General features: G+C 65.3%; 15 protein-coding genes and 6 tRNA genes. 17 read left to right on the forward strand and 4 right to left on the reverse strand.

From position 1 onward, the window contains the following. Nucleotides 1-5: 5 nt before the first annotated feature. Both QF038_RS12110 and QF038_RS12115 read right to left on the reverse strand, forming a co-directional pair. Complete coding sequence (locus QF038_RS12110; protein ID WP_307610378.1) at nt 6-866, reverse strand: cytochrome; 861 nt, start codon at nt 864-866, stop codon at nt 6-8. Nucleotides 867-960: 94 nt separating this feature from the next. Further along, nucleotides 961-1032 (reverse strand) — tRNA-Val (locus QF038_RS12115). A 353-nt stretch (nt 1033-1385) separates the two neighbouring features. Here QF038_RS12115 and QF038_RS12120 point away from each other — a divergent pair. The 7 genes from QF038_RS12120 (at nt 1386) to QF038_RS12150 (ending at nt 3747) form a co-directional block, all read left to right on the forward strand. Further along, nucleotides 1386-1458, forward strand: a tRNA-Gly gene (locus QF038_RS12120). 47 nt (nt 1459-1505) lie between these two features. Continuing rightward, nucleotides 1506-1576, forward strand: a tRNA-Cys gene (locus tag QF038_RS12125). Between the two features lie 42 nt (nt 1577-1618). Next, a tRNA-Val gene (locus QF038_RS12130) sits at nt 1619-1690 on the forward strand. Between the two features lie 54 nt (nt 1691-1744). Continuing rightward, a tRNA-Gly gene (locus QF038_RS12135) sits at nt 1745-1817 on the forward strand. 41 nt (nt 1818-1858) lie between these two features. Then, nucleotides 1859-1930, forward strand: a tRNA-Val gene (locus QF038_RS12140). 174 nt (nt 1931-2104) lie between these two features. Beyond that, complete coding sequence (locus QF038_RS12145; RefSeq protein WP_307610379.1) at nt 2105-2359, forward strand: antitoxin; 255 nt, start codon at nt 2105-2107, stop codon at nt 2357-2359. A 164-nt stretch (nt 2360-2523) separates the two neighbouring features. Next, entirely contained in the window at nt 2524-3747 is a 1224-nt protein-coding gene (locus tag QF038_RS12150; protein ID WP_307610380.1) for a benzoate/H(+) symporter BenE family transporter, read from the forward strand. Here the strand turns inward: QF038_RS12150 and zapE are convergent. Next, complete coding sequence (zapE, locus tag QF038_RS12155; protein WP_307610381.1) at nt 3744-4781, reverse strand: cell division protein ZapE; 1038 nt, start codon at nt 4779-4781, stop codon at nt 3744-3746. The genes QF038_RS12150 and zapE overlap by 4 nt on opposite strands. A gap of 228 nt (nt 4782-5009) precedes the next feature. Between zapE and QF038_RS12160 the strand changes: the two genes are divergently transcribed. Genes QF038_RS12160 through ybaK form a run of 3 tightly spaced genes read left to right on the forward strand, consistent with a single transcriptional unit; the run spans nt 5010 to nt 6942 of the window. Beyond that, nucleotides 5010-5933: a sulfurtransferase gene (locus tag QF038_RS12160; protein ID WP_307610382.1), complete on the forward strand. Its 924-nt coding sequence runs from the start codon at nt 5010-5012 to the stop codon at nt 5931-5933. 38 nt (nt 5934-5971) lie between these two features. Further along, nucleotides 5972-6430: a SufE family protein gene (locus tag QF038_RS12165; RefSeq protein ID WP_307610383.1), complete on the forward strand. Its 459-nt coding sequence runs from the start codon at nt 5972-5974 to the stop codon at nt 6428-6430. 17 nt (nt 6431-6447) lie between these two features. After that, nucleotides 6448-6942 carry a Cys-tRNA(Pro) deacylase gene (gene ybaK / locus QF038_RS12170; protein ID WP_307610384.1) on the forward strand — a complete coding sequence of 165 codons (495 nt, stop codon included), beginning with the start codon at nt 6448-6450 and terminating at the stop codon, nt 6940-6942. Between the two features lie 364 nt (nt 6943-7306). Here the strand turns inward: ybaK and QF038_RS12175 are convergent, their stop codons facing one another. Further along, nucleotides 7307-8608 (reverse strand): S9 family peptidase, encoded by a 1302-nt coding sequence (locus tag QF038_RS12175; RefSeq protein WP_307610385.1) that lies wholly within the window; start codon nt 8606-8608, stop codon nt 7307-7309. Nucleotides 8609-8742: 134 nt separating this feature from the next. Here QF038_RS12175 and QF038_RS12180 point away from each other — a divergent pair, with 134 nt between their 5' ends. From QF038_RS12180 to QF038_RS12210, 7 genes are all read left to right on the forward strand, one after another. Further along, on the forward strand, nt 8743-9234 hold the full coding sequence (locus QF038_RS12180; RefSeq protein WP_307610386.1) for a hypothetical protein: 492 nt from the start codon (nt 8743-8745) through the stop codon (nt 9232-9234). 14 nt (nt 9235-9248) lie between these two features. Next, on the forward strand, nt 9249-9767 hold the full coding sequence (msrB, locus tag QF038_RS12185) for a peptide-methionine (R)-S-oxide reductase MsrB (protein ID WP_307610387.1): 519 nt from the start codon (nt 9249-9251) through the stop codon (nt 9765-9767). A 140-nt stretch (nt 9768-9907) separates the two neighbouring features. Continuing rightward, on the forward strand, nt 9908-11275 hold the full coding sequence (locus QF038_RS12190) for a DUF6421 family protein (protein ID WP_307610388.1): 1368 nt from the start codon (nt 9908-9910) through the stop codon (nt 11273-11275). Between the two features lie 59 nt (nt 11276-11334). Next, nucleotides 11335-12066, forward strand: coding sequence for an SDR family oxidoreductase (locus tag QF038_RS12195; RefSeq protein WP_307613459.1), 732 nt, complete (start codon nt 11335-11337; stop codon nt 12064-12066). Nucleotides 12067-12112: 46 nt separating this feature from the next. Beyond that, on the forward strand, nt 12113-13210 hold the full coding sequence (locus tag QF038_RS12200) for a low specificity L-threonine aldolase (protein WP_307613460.1): 1098 nt from the start codon (nt 12113-12115) through the stop codon (nt 13208-13210). A 58-nt stretch (nt 13211-13268) separates the two neighbouring features. Beyond that, nucleotides 13269-13919: a DUF3000 domain-containing protein gene (locus QF038_RS12205; RefSeq protein ID WP_307610389.1), complete on the forward strand. Its 651-nt coding sequence runs from the start codon at nt 13269-13271 to the stop codon at nt 13917-13919. A 90-nt stretch (nt 13920-14009) separates the two neighbouring features. Further along, nucleotides 14010-15341: an HRDC domain-containing protein gene (locus tag QF038_RS12210; protein ID WP_307610390.1), complete on the forward strand. Its 1332-nt coding sequence runs from the start codon at nt 14010-14012 to the stop codon at nt 15339-15341. Nucleotides 15342-15555 lie beyond the last annotated feature (214 nt).

Raw genomic sequence — 15555 nt, forward strand, 5'->3', positions numbered from 1 at the left:
GCGTCCTAGGCAGGCTGTACCTGCGCGAGAGGCGGAGGGGCGATGGGCAGGAGCGCCGTGCCCGCTGAAATGGTGTCCGCGGACAGCTCCCAGACACGCCGCAGGGCGCAGAACTTCCACCAGTGGTGCTTAAGGACGTCGGGGTTGGCGCGGACGGGGCGGACCTCGGTCTCGCCGATGGCCACCGCCAGCAGGACCGGGTTTTCGCCATACTTCCACGGCTCCCAGGTCCCCGCTTCCGGATCCACCAGGCTCTCCTCCGCCTTCATGCCGGCCACCAGCTGCATCACTACTTTGTCGTCCAGCGGCTTGACCAGGCCGTCACGGGTGGTGCCCTTGGTTTTGTAGTCGATGAGGCAGATCCGGCCGTTGATCCGTGCCACGAGGTCCAGGGTTCCGGCATACCCCACGGAGTTGTTCCAGACGGTGATCTCGGGGGCGATGGGTTCAACCTGGAAAAGCTCCCACCATTCGTCGAACCGGACGGCGAAGGCTTCTTCGCCGTTGGCTGCCAGGGCCTCGCGCGCCTCTTTCATGCCGTGGGGACGGCCCAGGGCCCGCAGGGCCACCTGCTCGCAGTAGAAATGCACGCGGTCCCCGCGCTTGGCGGCCTCGTCCCGGTAGGTTTCCGCTGCCTTGGCCGCTCGATTTACTGCCTGCTTGATTTTGGCGGGACTTCCCAGGCAGTCGGCCAGCAGCGGATCCTTGGCCAGGCTGCTGGCGCCCATATATCCGAACCAACCATCAAGCCCGTGCGGCTGCTGGCCGATCACTGTGGTGATGGACGGTACTGAGAAGTGCTCGGAGGTGGACCGGGCGTACATCCGACCGTATTCCGCGGCATGGGCAAGAAGTGGAGCTGTCATAAGAAAAACTCTTTCACAAGGGGCTGACAGAATGTCCGCACGCACAAAAAAGGTCCGTTTCCGCTGCTGATGAGCGGAAACGGACCATATGCGGTGGGCGATACTGGGTTCGAACCAGTGACCTCTTCGGTGTGAACGAAGCGCGCTACCACTGCGCCAATCGCCCTGATGCATTTGAATGTTAGCGGACCTTGCCGCCATTTCGGAAATCGGCCGGAAGCGGCACCACTGCAGGCACTCAACTGGACCGGTGAAGCAGCACACGGAAGCGAAGGACTCGGGCGACGCGCCTCCCACCCAGCCCCTTCCACAACGGCAGCCCCTCCCGCAAAGGCCCGCGCCGCCTTCGCGAATTACACGCCTGTAACTTGGAAAAATCCGCGCTGTTGCTGGGAAGCAGGGCCATTGCGTCTTTCCCGGCGGGAGGCGATTTGGAGAATCCCCGAACCTCCTATATTGTTTTTACTCGTTGGAAAGCGAGGAAATGCCGGGAACGGCAGCGAATCTGCCCTCCAAAATGCGGACGTAGCTCAGCTGGTAGAGCACCACCTTGCCAAGGTGGATGTCGCGAGTTCGAATCTCGTCGTCCGCTCGCAGGACACTGTCACGGCAAAGGTTCTTATGAATCGGCGCTAACACGGTGGGTTGGCCGAGAGGCGAGGCAGCGGCCTGCAAAGCCGTATACACGGGTTCGAATCCCGTACCCACCTCGGTGAAAACCATGGTTTTTCGGATTACCTCCGAATGAACATGGGCGATTGGCGCAGCGGTAGCGCGCTTCCCTGACACGGAAGAGGTCACTGGTTCGATCCCAGTATCGCCCACTGGCAAGGCAACTTGCCCGCAGTACCGCCGGTTTACCGGTTCATCCTGCACACGCGGACGTAGCTCAGCTGGTAGAGCACCACCTTGCCAAGGTGGATGTCGCGAGTTCGAATCTCGTCGTCCGCTCTCTTACTTCCCATAAACCCATACGCCGGTCTTCCGGTTCCGGGCGATTGGCGCAGCGGTAGCGCGCTTCCCTGACACGGAAGAGGTCACTGGTTCGATCCCAGTATCGCCCACATTCAGCAGCTCCCCGGAGCTGCCTTTTTTATGCCCTGACTGGCCCCGGATGTTCTTGTATCCGCTCCGGGCGAACGCCCAAAGCCCCTGATTTCCTTGGCACGCCTCCCCCGGCAGGGCTAGGATCGAAGGCGCGAGGAGCGACCTGGCTCCGCGATTGAAGGGAGGTGCTCGTGGGACTGATTGACGATCTAAAGGGCAAGGCTCAAGGTCTCATCCGCGGCAACGAGCAGGCCATCAAGAACGGCATCACCAAGGCCGGCGATTTAGTGGACACCAAGACCGGAGGCAAGTACTCGGGTCACGTCAACAAGATTCAGGGTGGCGCTTCCAAGCTCATTGACAAGAACGGAACCCCAGGCACGGCACCTGCCGCTGAGCAGGTCCCGCCGGTCAACCCGGTTCCGCCGGTTGACAAGGCTCCGTAAACAGGATCTGGCCAGGGCTTTGCCCTAGTACGTCAACGGGGTGCGGGTCCCGCCGGGAGGCGGCACCCGCACCCTTGGCGTTTAAGGACATGCCACAGGTCCTCGGCGCTTGTACGCCGCTGACCGATTGAAGGCTAATGAAGCAGTCCCGGTAACCTGCCCGTATGGCGAAGTCCCCCGCATCCCTCAACACCCACCGGCCCGGCAGGCAATCCACACTGGATTCCAGGCCCGTTGTGGCAGGAATCGTCACCGCGCTGGTGGGCTTTACCTCGTCTTTCGCCGTGGTCCTGTCCGGGCTGAAGTCAGTGGGGGCCGACCCTGCACAGGCCGCCTCCGGACTGTTGGCACTCACCGCGGCCGTGGGAGTGGGCGTGCTGTGGCTTTCCTGGCGGTCAAAAGTGCCGGTGACCCTCGCGTGGTCCACTCCCGGGGCCGCGTTGCTGGCAACGTCAGGAACGGTCGACGGCGGGTGGCCGGCCGCCGTCGGCGCCTTCCTTGCCGCGGGGATACTGATTGCCATGACCGGCCTGGTCCCAGCCCTGGGCCGGCTGATGGCCAAGATCCCGGCAACCCTGGCGCAGGCGATGCTTGCCGGCGTGCTGCTGCAGCTCTGCCTGGCGCCGTTCAAAGCCTTGGGCGATGTGCCCCTGTTCATAGCCCCGGTCATTGCCTGCTGGCTGGTGATGATGAAGTTCGCGCCCCGCTGGGCCGTGCCCGCGGCGCTGCTGGTGGCCTTGGTGGTGATTGGTGTTTCCCTGGCGGCCGGGGGCACGTCCCTGGACGGGACGGGGATTTTTCCTGCCTTCAACTGGACCACCCCCACGTTCAGCCTGCAGGCGGTGGCGGGCATCGCCCTGCCGCTTTTTGTGGTGACCATGGCATCCCAGAACGTTCCCGGGGTGGCAGTGCTTCGGTCGTTCGGCTACGAAACCCCCTGGCGGGCGTCCATGCTGGTGACCGGGGCCGGGACTGCCCTGGCAGCCCCTTTCGGCGCCCACGCCGTCAACCTCGCCGCACTGAGCGCGGCACTGGCAGCAGGTGAGGAGGCGGGGCCGGACCGGAACAGGCGGTGGGTTGCGGGCTTTACGTCCGGGCTTGCCTACCTTGTGCTGGCTGCGTTCTCCGCAGCCCTGGTGACCCTGGTGGCGGCTGCACCGCCAGGCATGCTCGAAGCAGTGGCCGGCCTGGCGCTCCTGGGCACCCTGGCAACTTCCATCTCGGCGGCCCTGGCGGACCCGGAGGAAAGGATAGCCCCGGCCGTCACTTTTCTGATGGCAGCCTCCGGACTGGGCTTTGCCGGCGTCGGCTCCGCGTTTTGGGCGCTGGCCATCGGCCTGGCAGTGCGGGCGGTACTAAATCCGCGCCGGCCACGGGCTTCGAGCTAGGACGGTTCGTGGTTCTGGCCTTCGCGGGCCAGTGCTGTGAGGCGGGAGACGGCGCGGAAGTACTTCTTCATATAGCCGCCGGTCATCATTTCCTCGGTGAACAGCTTGTCGAACGGAACGCCGCTGGCCAGGATGGGCACATCCTTGTCATAGAGCCGGTCAGCCAGCACCACAAAGCGCAGCGCCACCGCCTGCTCGGTAATGGTTCCCACGTTCCGCCACACCACGCCATCGATGCCGTCGATCAGCTGGCGGTAGCGGCTGGGGTGCACGCCGGCGAGGTGGGCGATCAGGGTGCTGAACTCATCCTGCGCCACCGTCCTGCCATCGAACTCGGCTTTCATGTGGGCGGACAGTTCACTGTTCTTCAGGGGCGCCGGGGCTGCCGGAAGCCCGCGGTGGCGGAAGTCCTCGCCGTCAATGCGGACCACGTCGAACTGGTCGGCAAGCACCTGGATTTCGCGCTGGAAGTCCACTGCTGCGAACCTGCCGTCGCCCAGTGACCCGGGCAGGGTGTTGGATGTGGCTGCAAGCTTCACACCGGCGTCCGCGAGTTCACGCATCAGCCGCGACATCAGCACGGTATCGCCCGGATCGTCGAGCTCGAATTCGTCGATGCAGACGAGTTTGTAGCCGCTGAGCGCCTCCACAGTCTTGCGGAAGGAGAGGGCCCCCACCAGGTTGGTGTATTCCACGAACGTGCCGAAGGCCTTGGGCCCGGGCGAGGCGTGCCAGAGAGAGGCGAGCAAGTGGGTCTTGCCCACGCCGAAGCCGCCGTCAAGATAGATACCGGCGCGGGACGTGTCCTTTTTGCCGAACAGTTTCTTGAACAGGCCACCTCCGTCACCGGATCCAACGCCCTCGGCAAAACCCTGCAGGGCGCGTACGGCGTGTGCCTGGCTGGGCTGCTTGGGATCGGGGCGGTAGCTTGCAAACGACACCTGGCCGAACCGCGGCGAAGGATAGAAACCCTTGAGGAGCTCATCCACCGATACCGACGGGGTTCGGGCGGCAAGCTGTTCGATCTGTACCAAGGTGGTCCGTTCTGCTGGTGGTTGGTCCCCAGAAAGGATACCGGCAATGCACCGCGGCTCCCGGTGGCTCCGGCCACACTTGGCGGATGCGTGATGAAGGCAACATTTCGTCCTGTTAACGGAATACGGACATCACTTGGGGCGCTGGCTAGTGTGGGAGCAGGTCCCAACACCGGCGCCATTCCAGATCCAGCTGTCCTCCCGTGTCCTCAATGAAAGGCCAACGTTATGCCGTACCCCGTTGAACAGAACGAGAAATTCGCTGCCTACGCCCACCCCGAGCGCCTCGTCTCCACTGGGTGGCTCGCCGCCGCCGTGGAAAACGGTGCCGTTGCCAGCGGCCAGCTGGTAGTAGTGGAGTCCGACGAGGACGTACTCCTCTACGAGACGGGGCACATCCCCGGCGCCGTGAAGATTGACTGGCACACCGACCTGAATGACGAAGTGACCCGCGACTACGTGGACGGGGCCGCCTTTGCGGAACTGGCGGCGTCGAAGGGCATCTCCCGCGACAGCACCGTGGTGATCTACGGTGACAAGTCCAACTGGTGGGCCGCCTACGCGCTGTGGGTCTTCACCCTCTTCGGACACCGGGATGTGCGGCTGCTCGACGGCGGCCGGGACAAGTGGATCGCCGAGGGCAGGGAACTGACCACTGAGAGGCCTGCACCGGCCCGGGGCGACTACCCGGTTGTTGAGCGCGACGATGCTCCGATCCGTGCTTTCAAGGAAGATGTGCTGGCCCACCTGGGCAAGCCCTTGATCGACGTCCGCTCCCCCGAGGAATACACCGGCCAGCGCACCCACATGCCGGCCTACCCCGAGGAGGGCGCGCTGCGCGGCGGCCACATTCCTACTGCTGCCTCCATTCCCTGGGCCCGGGCGGCGGCGCCGGACGGAACTTTCCGCAGCCGTGAGGAACTCGACGCCCTCTACCTGGGCGAGGCCGGCCTGTCCGAAGGCGACGACGTTGTGGCTTATTGCCGCATCGGCGAGCGTTCCAGCCACACCTGGTTCGCCCTGAAGTACCTCCTGGGCTTCGAATCCGTCCGCAACTACGACGGTTCGTGGACCGAGTGGGGCAACGCCGTGCGCGTGCCCATCGTCAAGGGCGCCGAGCGCGGATCCTTTCCCGTCGCCGTCGGAGCCTGACGCCGCCTCCCGTTTGGATCCTGCGTAAACTTGGAATGATGACTACTCAAGCACTGCCCACCGCCCTTGCGGCCATTGTGGACGACTTCCAGGCCCTGACGGAGCCCGAGCGGCTGCAACTGCTGCTCGAGTTCTCGCAGGGACTTCCGGAACTCCCCGATCGCCTGAAGGACCATCCCGAACTGCTCGAACAGGTGGTGGAATGCCAGTCCCCGCTGTTCCTGACCATCGAGACGGAAAAGGGCGCCGGCCCGGCCGGCGCCGTGCGGCTCTTCTTTAAAGCGCCGGCAGAGGCTCCCACCACGCGCGGTTTTGCCGGCGTCCTGCACGAAGGTCTGGACGGGCTGTCCGCCGAGGAAATCCTCTCGGTCCCGGATGACATGCCGGAACTGCTGGGCCTGACCCGCGCCATCACGCCGCTGCGGATGCGCGGAATGACGGCGATGCTGGGAAGGATCAAGCGCAAGGTTGCCGCTTCCACGGCCGTGCGCTCCTAGCCGTCCGCCCGGAACCGATGGCACGAAAAAATACATCACAGGGAACTCCGGCCACCGCCGTACTGGCGGCAGCCGGGGTTCCCTTTGTGCTGCATCCCTACGATCACGATCCCGCCACCGCAAGTTACGGCGCAGAAGCTGCCCAAGCGCTGGGCATCGAACCTGCAAAAGTCTTCAAAACGCTGATGGTGGAGGTGGAAGGCAGGCTGGCGGTGGGGATCGTGCCGGTCAGCGGCACACTCGACCTCAAAGCGTTCGCAGCCGCCATGGGAGCCAAGAAGGCGGCAATGGCCGATCCCGCCGCCGCCCAGCGACGCACCGGATACGTCCTTGGCGGCATCTCCCCGCTCGGCCAGCGGCTTCCCTCCCCTACAGTCCTGGACCACAGCGCCCTGGCGCTGGAGACGCTCCTGGTGTCGGGCGGCAAGCGCGGCCTGGACATCGAGTTGGCACCCACGGACCTGATCCGCCTCACCGCCGCCGTCACGGCACCCATCAGCTCGCTGTCGTAGGCGTTTAAGAGCTGCCTCAAGGGCCCATCCACGTGCTGCAGGCCTATAATCGTTACACCGCTGAATTGCTGCAGGAGCAGCAACGGTAGGAAAGGTCACGGTCACCGTGGTCACAAATCCATTCAGGCATGCTGCGCATGAATCCCACGAGGGTACAAAAAAGCGCCCACACCGTTCCTGGCTACAGCGCGAGGATGCTGGTATCAGCCACGGCAAGAGCAGCCTTTTCTTCATCGCCCACGAAAACCCGTCTCCCCCGTCGGTGACGTGCCTTCAAGGACACGAGGTCCTGCCGGGAGAAAACACCTGCAGCCAGGGCCACCCGATCGGCTAACGCTCGTCGGATCAATACCACCAGCGACTTCTAGGCGCGTTCCCCACCCAGTGCAGCGTCGCGTCCATGCCTGGCTGCACCCGGATTCAGGCGGGGCGCCAGCTGTTTCCGCAGCCACGCCTTGACCACGCGTTCCCAGCGCTCCGGATCAACATTCCACTCTTTGGTATGCCGGGCATGGTTGAAGGCCTCGAAGGTGACCATTTCCGGATTGCGTTCTGCCAACAGAGCGGACGGGCCGTAGGGCACGTACTCATCGTCCACGCTGTGGATGATCAAGGTGGGCGTGCGTAGTTCAACTGCCCGCGACACCCAGTCCATCGCCTTGAGGTCCACCGGTGCTGACAGTCCGGTGAGCCGCCGTCCCAGCGGGTGCCCCAGCATGAGTTGCCCGTACCGCCCCACCAGTGACGGAATCTTGTTCAGCTGGGCGTGGTGGGCCAGTACGGTCACCCAGTCAATGACCGGCGCATCCAGCACCATGGCCCGGATCAGGTTCCGGTAGCGGGACAGATCCGCAGTCTGCAGGCAGATGGCGCCGCCCATTGACCAGCCGAACAGCACAATCTCCTCGGCCCCGTTCGCCAGGGCATACTCGATGGCGGCTTCGATATCGCGCCACTCGGTGGACCCGAGGCCGTAACGACCGTCGTCGGCGGACGGCGCCAGCCCGTCATTGCGATACGACACCACCAGACTGGTCAGCCCCAGCTCGAGGGCGGGTCCAACGGCGCGCAGGGCCTCCTGCCGCGTGGCACCCCTGCCATGGACCATCACCGCCCAGGTCCGTGCCGTCCCGCCCGCGCGGACCAGCCAGGCGGGTGCCTGCCCGCGGTCCACGTCGATCATGACCTCTTCGGCAGGGATTCCGACGGCGGCCGGGTCCGGGTAGAGGGCCCCGCTCCACCAGCCCCAGCGGGCCTTGCTGAGGTCCCCTGCGTACACCGCTTCTACCTCTCGGGACACGGTGCGCTCAGCCGGAGAGTAGGAGACGATTCGGCCGATCCGGGCGTGCCCCTTGCCGCCGTCGAAAAAGAACCCGTACACCCCGTCCACGGTGGTGTCCTCATTTGCTGCCATGATCACCTGCTGCCCGTGGCCGTCCCGGGTCACGGCCAGTACTTCCTGGTTCGCCGCCCGCTGGCGGGCGGGGGTGATGACCCGGCGGGCAAAGTACACGGCGAGCGCTGAAGACCCTGTGGCCAGCAGCCCCGCGAGCGCGCCGCCGCCGATAGCGCCGCCGATGGCCCATTTGGTCCGCAGCGACAGGCCGGTGCCGGAATCCTTGGTACTCAGGAGGGGTGCGGGGCTGCTGCGCTGGAAAAGTGCCATGGAACTATTCTTACCGCCCCGGCACCGGCAGGCCGTATTTGCCACCCGAGGGCGCAGTTGGCCCGGCACTTTCCCCAACCCGGCACATCGCTGAACCAGTGCGGCTGCACCTTGCGCGGGACTAGGCTAAGGCCATGAGTGATCCCATCGTCATCCTGACCGAAGAACCCCTGGGCGCGGACGACCGCCTGAACATCGAGCGTCTTGTGGACGGAGGAGACACCCGGCTCCTGGTCCTGGTGCCTGCGAACACCGAACGCCACCTGTTGGTGGACTTCCTTGAGAACCTTTCCATGCTGGACATCGCCAAGGCTTTCCGCGAACTGACATCCAACGCCCCGGATCCTGCCACCGAGCGGGCGCAGGCGGCGGAGACCCTCGCGGTGTCGCTGGCAGCGCTGGCGGGCCTCGGCGCCGGCGTCACGGGAGAAGTAGTCGACGGCGGCGCGGTGCAGGGCCTGGTAGCCAAGGTCAAGGAAAGCGGTGCTTCCCAGGCCGTGGTGGTCACCAGGCCGCACGCCGTGGCGGATACGTTCCACACTGACTGGGCGAACAAGGCCCAGGACCAACTGGGCCTCCCCGTCCTGCACCTGTACGCAGGTTCGGGATTTATCGGCGACTCCTGAGCGTTGACAAGGCTATGAGCATCTTCGGAAACAACATCCTGGGAAAGAACATCTTCGGAAACAAGGACGCAGGTCCGGCTCCCGAGTCCCCCGCCGCCGAGCCCAGCGTCCAGAAGACCGACGCCGAATGGCGTCAGGAGCTCACGCCGGAGGAATACCATGTACTCCGCCAGGCTGGCACCGAGCGACCCTTCACCGGGGAATACTGGGACACCCATACCGCCGGCGTCTACCAGTGCCGGGCGTGCGGCGCTGAACTGTTCACCAGCAATGAGAAATTTGATTCCCACTGCGGGTGGCCTTCCTTCTTTGCGCCTCTGGCAGAAGGCACGGTCCGCTACATCCACGACCGCACTCTTGGCATGGAGCGGGTGGAGGTGCGCTGCGCTACCTGTGATTCCCACCTGGGACACGTGTTCGACGGCGAGGGTTACCCCACCCCCACGGACCAGCGGTACTGCATCAATTCCGTCTCGCTGAAGCTCGTTCCGCGCGAAGAACCGCAGGACGGCGGCCCCGAACCGGAGGCCTGACATCAGGAAGAGCTGGACCTTCTCGCTGTTCTACAGCTGGAAGCAAAAGGTTTTCTTAGGCTAGGCCGCTTTTCAGATTAGTCCTGCTGGTTGCTTGTTACGCTCGCAATAGGTAGCAAGCAACCAGAAAGGCGCCGACGATGACCGAAACACTGATCACCGCTTCCACCCGGATTTCCGCTGAAAACCAGGACTGGACCAGGCTCAAGGCGGCCGCCACGGCCATCCAGGCGCTCCAGGTGAAGGACGGCTCCATTCCCGACCCGGCAAACCATGCTGAGGCATCGCTCTACGTCAGCAGCATCGTTGACGCGGTGGGCGCCCTGGCCCCCGCCTTCCCGCATGATGCGGATTACTTGGATGCCGTTTGCGCGGATTTCGCCGCCTGGGAAGCGAAGGGCTTCACCATTCCCGACTTCCTGTCCTCGCTGCTCGCCTTCCAGCCCCAGGAACAGCGCCAGGACGGCCTCCAGCATCTGGTGGTCTTCCCCATGTACACGCAAAACGGGAGCAGCAACAGGCTGGTTGAGGCCGTGCTGATTGAAGTGATCTGGCCGGAGTTTATCGCCGGGCTCGAAGCCGGGGAGTACTCGAACAAACTGTTCGTTCCCATCCGCTTCCTCGACTTTACGGCCGGCTACGAGACCAACTCCGCTGTACTGTTCCCGGAGACAGTGGCCGTCAGCGAAACCCCCACCTTCACCTGGGGGGCGATTTTCGCTGACCGGGAAGCCGCCCGCTTCCGCCGCGTCCTCAAGGCAGCCGCGGAAACCACCCGCCTGGAACTCCCTGAAGGAGCGGCAGAACTCCTCGCTGACCAGGATCTGTCAGAGGCCACCTTTGTGATGTGGGACCTCATCCACGACCGCACCCACATGCGCGGCGACCTTCCCTTCGATCCCTTTATGATCAAGCAGCGGATGCCGTACTTCCTGTACTCGCTCGAGGAACTGCGCTGCGACCTGACCGCCTTCCGCGAGTCGGTGCGGATCGAGAAGGACGACGACGCCGACCCGGAGGCACGCCGCCACGCCAAGCTCGTGCAGTACGCCATCATCTTCGACCGGATCTTCCGCTTCGCGATCACCGGCAGCCGTGTCCGCAATTACGACGGACTCGGCGGCCAGCTGCTGTTCGCCTGGCTGCACCAGCAGCACGTCCTGCACTGGACGGACACGCGGCTCGCCATCGACTGGGACGAAGTGGCCGATGCCGTCATCGCCTTGGGAGCAAGCATCGATGAGCTGTACTGGCGTTCCATCGACCGGCCGAAGACCGCCCACTGGCTCGCGGCATACAAGCTCATCTCCGCTACCGTTACTCCTAACCCGGCATCAGCCTGGGCTAAGGGACCGGAAGGGCTGGCACTGGCTGGTCCGCCGCGCGGCCTGACGGACCAGGTGCTTGACGACGAGTTCCCGCTGTCCATGTTCTACGAAGCATTGGAGAAGAAGATGCGCCCCGTGATCGAATCCACCGCCGGAATCACTGGAGCCTCCGCACTGTGACGGAGGAACCGGCAACAGCTCAAACAGCGCCGGCGGCGCCTGCCTCGAACGTACCCCGCCTGAACATCCTGGTGACCGGCGGCAGCGGCGCTTCCGGCATCGCCGTCGCACGGGCGCTGCACGACGCCGGCCACCGCGTGATCACCGTGGGTTCGGACCAGGCGAGGATTGAGGCGGCAGCGCAGCAGGCAGGCGACGGCGTCACGGGCCTTGTGTGCGACCTTGCCGCTTTGGCGGACGTGAGGCAGTTGAGGAAGGACCTCAGCGCAACCGGAGGAACCGGGAACGATGTCACTGTGGATGCCGTGATCCACCTGGTGGGCGGCTGGCGCGGAGCCAAAGGCATCGCCGACCAGACCGATGAAGACTGGGACTTCCTGGAGCGCGGCGCCATCACCACACTCCGGAACGTGTCGCGGGTGTTCTACGACGATATCGCTGCATCGCGCCGTGGCCGGTTCGCCATGGTGTCCTCCACCGCCGTGGAAAAACCGGCAGCGGCTACGGCCAGCTATGTCGCCGCCAAAGCCGCCGCCGAAGCCTGGACCATGGCCATGGCGGACGGCTTCCGCCGGGCGGCCACTGACAATCCAGGCGCGGACACTGGCACAGGACCGGCCGCCGTCGTCCTCGTGGTCAAAGCCCTGGTGGATGACGCGATGCGCCGCAGCCACCCCGAACGCAGCTTCCCCGGCGCCACGGACGTGGACGACCTTGCCCGCGCCGTCGTCGGACTCTTCGAAGCATCCGCGGACCAGCTGAACGGCACCCGGCTCCGGCTGGCACCCTGACGGCACAGCCCGGGACTGAACTTAGACTGAAAGCGTGACCAAAGCCATGACCACAACAGCAGAAACTGCAGCCGGGATCCGGCTGCACGATCCCAACGTCCGCGGGTTCGCCTCGGACAACTATTCCGGCGTCCATCCGGAAGTCCTCGCAGCGCTGGCCGCCGCCAATGACGGCCACCAGGTGTCCTACGGCGAAGACGAGTACACCGCCAGGCTGCAGGAAGTGCTGGAAGGCCACTTCGGCCCCGGCATCGAGAGCTTCCCGGTCTTCAACGGCACCGGCGCCAATGTCCTGTCCCTGCAGTCGCTGCTTCCGCGCTGGGGTGCTGTGGTGTGCGCCTCGACCGCCCACATCAACATGGATGAAAACGGCGCGCCGGAACGTATCGGCGGCATCAAGCTCCTGCACGTCCCCACCCCGGACGGCAAGCTCACGCCTGAACTGATCGACCGTGAGGCCTGGGGCTGGGGCGACGAGCATCGCGCCCAGCCACTCGCCGTCTCCATCACCCAGACCACTGAACTGGGCACCTGCTACACCCCCGAAGAAGTCCAGGCCATCGCCGACCATGTACATGCCAAGGGCATGAAACTCCACATGGACGGTGCGCGGCTCGCGAACGCCGCCGCCCACCTCCAGGTCCCGCTGCGGGCATTCACCCGCGACGCGGGCGTGGACATCCTTTCCTTCGGCGGGACCAAGAACGGGCTGCTGTTCGGTGAAGTGGTGGTTGCACTGAACCCGGAGGCTGCGCACGGGCTGGTGTACCTGCGCAAGATGAACATGCAGCTGGCGTCCAAGATGCGCTTTATGTCCGCGCAATTCATCGCCCTCCTGGAGGGCGACCTCTGGCTGCGCTCCGCCTCGCATGCCAATGCTATGGCAGCCAGGCTGCGCGCCGCCGTCGACACCATTGACGGGGTGCAGCCCACGCAGAAAACCGAGTCCAACGGCGTCTTTGCCATCCTTCCCGAGGGCGTGGCAGACCGGCTGCGGCAGTCCTTCCGTTTCTATGACTGGGACGAGGCGGCCCGGGAGGTGCGCTGGATGTGTTCGTTCGATACCACCGAGGAGGATATCGATGCCTTTGCCGATGCCATCAGGCATGAGCTCCGCGTTGACCGGAGCGGGTCGGCCAGCTAGTCGCACGGCGACGGCGAGCCTTCCCGCCGTCCCCGGCCCGGTTGCGTAACCTGCGAAGGTGAACGCACTTGACCAGGTTCCCCCGGAATTTCTCCACGCCTTGGGAACCCTCAGGAAAGCCCGGTGCCGCGGGGAGCTCCGCCTTGCGGAGATCCCCGCTCCGGCACGCCTGGCACCCTTTGCCGTAGCGCTGGGCGCGGAGGTCCTCGCACCAGGGCCAATTACAGCCGCCACTCCCCTGCACGGTCCGGCCGCCATGGCGCTGGCTGCTGCCTCAGGAACAGCGGACGACGCCGAGACAGAGTTGGCCACGGGGCGTTTTATCCTGCTCCACGACCCGGAAGGCTCGGCGGTGTGGGACGGCGAGTTCCGCATCGTCACCTATATCCGGGCGCAGCTCGAACCGGAGATGGGAAACGACGAAATGCTGGGAACGGTGGCCTGGACCTGGCTGGTGGAGGCGCTCGAAAACCACAAGGCCCCCTACCGTGCCGCCGGCGGCACGGCCACCCGGGTCCTCTCCGAGAGTTTTGGAACCCTTGCGGACAGGCCGGGGTCCATCGACATCGAACTCCGCGCCTCCTGGACTCCCGCCACCTCCGATGTCACCGCCCACCTCGAAGCCTGGTCCGATATGGTGTGCACCTTCGCCGGCCTTCCGCCGCTTCCGGACGGCGTCACCCCGCTGCCCCAGCGGCGCCGGAACTAGCGCCCCTGGCGTGCGGCGAATCCCGGACGAGCGCCCGGCGGGGATTCCGGCGGCAGCCCGGAACCGGCCGGCCGGTAAACTAAAGGCATCATGACCCCTAACATTCCGGAAAACACCACGGCCGGCGTCCCGGCTGCTGATACCGCACCCCACATCACGGTGGAGGGCTTTGACGCCCCCATCCCCCAGATCATTGAACTCGATTCGCCCCGCGACGGCGTTCCGCTGGTCATCGAAACGCAAGCCGGGCTGGAGCGGTGCGCAGCCGCCATCGCCGCCGGTACCGGACCGGCCGGCGTGGACGCCGAACGCGCCTCCGGCTTCCGCTACGGACAGCGCGCGTTCCTGGTCCAGATCCGCCGCGAAGGTGCCGGGACCTGGCTGATCGACCCCGAACCCTTCGACAACCTGGACATCATCAACGAAGCCCTCCGCGGCGTGGAGTGGATCCTGCACGCCGCCAGCCAGGACCTGCCCTGCCTGCACGAGCTGGGCATGTGGCCGGACAAGCTCTTTGACACCGAACTCGCCGCCCGGCTGGCGGGCCTGCCCCGGGTGGGACTCGCCGCCGTCATCGAACAACTGCTGGGTTTCGGACTCGCGAAAGAGCATTCTGCGGCAGACTGGTCCACCAGGCCCCTTCCCGAGCCGTGGCTGCGGTACGCCGCCCTGGACGTTGAGGTCCTTACCGAACTGCGGGAAGAACTCATCGAGCTCCTGGAAGCGGACGGCAAGCTGGAGTATGCGGAACAGGAGTTCGCCGCGATCCTGGCTGCAGGACTGCCTCCCGCCCGCGTCGACCCGTGGCGGAAAACCTCCGGCCTGCACCAGATCCGTGACCGGCGGCAGCTGGCGGCTGTCCGGGAGCTGTGGCTGGAACGCGATTCCCTGGCCCAGAAGCGCGACGTGGCGCCGGGCCGGCTCATCCCGGACTCTGCCCTGGTTGCCGCAGCCAAGGCCATGCCGTCTACTGTGCCCCAGCTGCTGGGGACCAAGGGCTTCCACGGCCGTGCAGCCCAGCGCGAAGCTCCCCGCTGGCTGCGCTGCATTGCCACGGCCCGGGATCTGGAAGAACTCCCGCCGCTGCACCTGGCCACCAATGCCCCGCCGCCTCCCAGGGTCTGGGCTGACCGGGACCCGGAAGCTGCCGCACGGCTCGCCACAGCAAGGCCCCTGCTGCAGGAGAAGGCTGACCAGCTGAAGCTCCCGCTGGAGAACCTCCTGACCCCGGATTACTTGCGCCGCGTAGCGTGGCGGCCCCCGGCGGAGACCAGTCAGTCCTCCATCGCAGCCGAGCTCCGGGCCTTGGGTGCGCGCGAGTGGCAGGTGGAACTGGCGGCGCCCCTGATTGCCGACGCGTTCCTTCGTCCGCAGCCGCTGCCGGCCAAGGAACCCAAGCCGGACGTGGCCGCAGCCGGATAGCAGCCCCGGCCCCGGCCACCGGCTCCCACACCAAATCCCCCCGGACGCTCTCTCACTTGATGTGTGAAAATTGCCAGCGCTCTCTCACTTTCTTGAGGAAAGTGAGAGAGCGCTGGCCAAAAAGGCACAGTAAGTGAGAGAGCGTCCCTTGGTGAGGGGCCTTGCCGGGTAAGTTACTGACGAGTAACATCGAGAGCATTGCTGCTTGGCTGCT

The sequence above is a fragment of the Pseudarthrobacter sp. W1I19 genome, from assembly GCF_030817835.1.
Classification (GTDB): Bacteria; Actinomycetota; Actinomycetes; order Actinomycetales; family Micrococcaceae; genus Arthrobacter.